The following is a 1,879-nucleotide window of genomic DNA, read 5'->3' as shown; positions in this document are numbered from 1 at the left end:
CGTCGAAATCCTCGGCCATGGTCTTGAGTTGTTCGGCCGTCGCGGCCGCCGGTGCGGAGCCCGTGCTGCTCACGGACGACGCCACACGCGACGCCTGCGTTGTGCTGGCGGTCACAGCTGCGCAGGCCGTCGGCATCCGCTTCGCCTCCATCGACGTCGTGCGCGTCGATGGCATATGGAAAGTGCTCGAGGTGAATTCAGGCGTGAAGATGGAAGCGCTGGGCCGCCGGCAACCGACGCTGGTCGAAGCGGCGTATTCGGCGGCGCTGGACGCCGTGTTCGCGTAAACAGCGCGCCACGCGCTTTCGCCAACCTCCCGATCCGCAAGAATTACGACGCCAGCTCTCGCAGCAGGGTGGGTGGATAAACCGGCTTCTCGAAGAACTTGACGCCGTCAGGCAGCGCGCTGTCCGGAGGTCGGCCCGAGATGACCAGGACGCGGACTCCTGGGTCACAATCGATGGCCAGACGAGCAAGTTCGACGCCATCCATTTTGCCCGTGAGTTTCACGTCGGTGACCACCAGCGACGGGTGACGCCTCTTGATGGCCAGCGCAGCCGTCTCTGCATCTTCGCATTGGATGACGTCGAAGTGACCTTCCTCCAACAGCAACGCGATCATGTCGCGCTGGATTGTATCGTCTTCAACCACGACTGCGATTTGGCGAATTGGCCTAGCGTAACCCATGGCATCCTCCAATCGGTCAACTCTGGTTAATGACTGAGGACGCCCAAAGTTCTGGTTCCAAAATCAATGACTGCCGAATTTCCGGAAGGCCCTTGCAAGTTCCAACCGGAACAACTCTTGAGGGCTCGGCGTCATTGATCAGCGGCGAGCCGGATGGTTCGCCCCCGAGGAAAGGAAGTCGAGCCAGGAGACAACGTGCATGAAGAACGCCGTACATTCGGATCAGGATTTTCGCGAAACCTTTGGAGCTGACGCAGCGCCGAGCGCGCGGAGCTATCAGTCCTCTCCACGACTGGTTGAAGATGAGGTCCGCGAACAACGCGCCAACGTCATGCGCTTCAAGACGATGGAGCAAGAGACGACCGATCCGCTCGGCGCCCGCCTGTTGCACGACATCATTGACGAAATGGAAGCGGAGCTATCGCAGGTGGTCAAGCGAATCGTCGCGGAGCGGCATTAGCCGGTGAAGCGGCGCGTTCGGAAATCCCAATATTGAACTTTGCCTGCCGATGATGCCCGAGCGATCGCGGCGCGTGGAAACTCGAACCAGATCCCGCCGGATCGATGGAGCGTTGATGGGGGCTATTGTTGGGCGCGCGATCTTCCAGGTCATGGTTGTGCTAACGGCGGTCGGCATCGTTGCCCTCGCCTGCATGGCGGTCCGAGGAGTCTAACGCGGGCGCGACGCTGTACAGGTCAGTTTCGTCGATTCCGCGGCTTGCTCATCCCGCTCAAGGGAGTACGCTTCCGCTCATTCATTGATCCGGATGCAGATTATGCGCAAACTGCTTTTGAGCTTCCTCGCAGTCGCGGCGTTCATCGCCACCTTCAACCCGCCGGCCGCCAACGCCGTGTTCTGGCGCGGCGTCACGGCCCCGATGAATATCGACATCCACGGCTACCCGATCATCAAGGAGCCACCTCCGAGCACATGCCAGTTGATTCATGTGAACGGATTCTGGGTCCGGCAGTGTCTGGATGTGTCGCATCGCTATTGGCGGTGAACGAAGCCGCGGCGGACTTTCGACCTCTCCCACTCGGGGGGAGGGTGAAATGAGGAGGGGCTGTCGCGCCGCCCCCCGCAACATGGAAGCCCATGAAGGCTTCTGAGCGGTGAGGAGGAAGCGCGCGGGGGACCGTTGCGCCCGTCGGGACGGAGGGGCAGAAGCAGTGCTTGGAGACGCGGAGGGGG

3 protein-coding genes and 1 pseudogene are annotated in these 1,879 nt (G+C 61.4%); 3 read left to right on the top strand and 1 reads right to left on the bottom strand.

The window, feature by feature from the left end; translation table 11 throughout:
* Positions 1-287 (top strand): annotated as a pseudogene (locus FNJ47_RS45875) (hypothetical protein); the annotation flags it as partial.
* Between the two features lie 43 nt (positions 288-330).
* Here FNJ47_RS45875 and FNJ47_RS45870 read toward each other — a convergent pair.
* Positions 331-687 (bottom strand): response regulator, encoded by a 357-nt coding sequence (locus FNJ47_RS45870; protein WP_163163363.1) that lies wholly within the window; start codon positions 685-687, stop codon positions 331-333.
* A 199-nt stretch (positions 688-886) separates the two neighbouring features.
* On the opposite strand from FNJ47_RS45870, the gene FNJ47_RS45865 reads away from it, so the two are divergent.
* The gene (locus tag FNJ47_RS45865; protein ID WP_163163359.1) at positions 887-1,147 is read left to right on the top strand and encodes a hypothetical protein; all 261 of its coding nucleotides are present in this window, start codon (positions 887-889) and stop codon (positions 1,145-1,147) included.
* Positions 1,148-1,463: 316 nt separating this feature from the next.
* Positions 1,464-1,691, top strand: a complete 228-nt coding sequence (locus tag FNJ47_RS45860) for a hypothetical protein (RefSeq protein WP_163163361.1) — start codon at positions 1,464-1,466, stop codon at positions 1,689-1,691.
* Positions 1,692-1,879: the final 188 nt, after the last annotated feature.

The organism is Bradyrhizobium uaiense (assembly GCF_010811875.1).
In the GTDB taxonomy this organism is placed as follows: Bacteria; Pseudomonadota; Alphaproteobacteria; order Rhizobiales; family Xanthobacteraceae; genus Bradyrhizobium; species Bradyrhizobium uaiense.
Note: the sequence above shows the minus strand (reverse complement) of the source record. Positions and strands in the feature narration are given on the sequence as shown.